The sequence below is a fragment of the Mesorhizobium sp. M7A.F.Ca.CA.003.01.2.1 genome (assembly GCF_003998945.1).
Lineage (GTDB): Bacteria > Pseudomonadota > Alphaproteobacteria > Rhizobiales > Rhizobiaceae > Mesorhizobium > Mesorhizobium ciceri.
This window is the reverse complement of record NZ_RZRA01001669.1, coordinates 1-457: the sequence shown is the minus strand read 5'-3', so window position 1 is coordinate 457 and position 457 is coordinate 1. Positions and strand designations below refer to the sequence as shown.

General features: G+C 63.5%; 1 pseudogene. It reads right to left on the bottom strand.

From position 1 onward, the window contains the following. Positions 1-60: 60 nt before the first annotated feature. A pseudogene (locus EN969_RS34860) lies at positions 61-457 on the bottom strand (beta-ketoacyl-ACP synthase II); the annotation flags it as partial.

Here is a 457-nt window from a genome sequence, read left to right as displayed (position 1 = left end):
GGTAGAGGCGAATATGGCAAAATTGACGGCACGCCAAAGCGTCGCCCGGCAGCCGGACGATCAGCCATTGTAGCGCTGGAAGACCAGCGACGCATTGGTCCCGCCAAAGCCGAACGAATTGGACAGCGCCACGTCGATCTGGCGGGCGCGCGGCTTGTTCGGCACCAGGTCGATCGCGGTTTCGCGTTCGGGGTTGTCGAGGTTGATGGTCGGCGGCGCGACATTGTCCCTGATGGCAAGGATCGAGAAGATCGCTTCGGCGGCACCGGCCGCCCCAAGCAGATGGCCGATCGACGACTTGGTCGACGACATCGAGATCTTCGATGCGGCATTGCCGACAAGCCGCTCGACAGCGCCGAGCTCGATCGTGTCGGCCATGGTCGAGGTGCCGTGCGCGTTGATGTAGTCGACGTCGGCAGGCGTAAGCTTGGCCCGGTTGAGTGCCGCCGTCATGCAA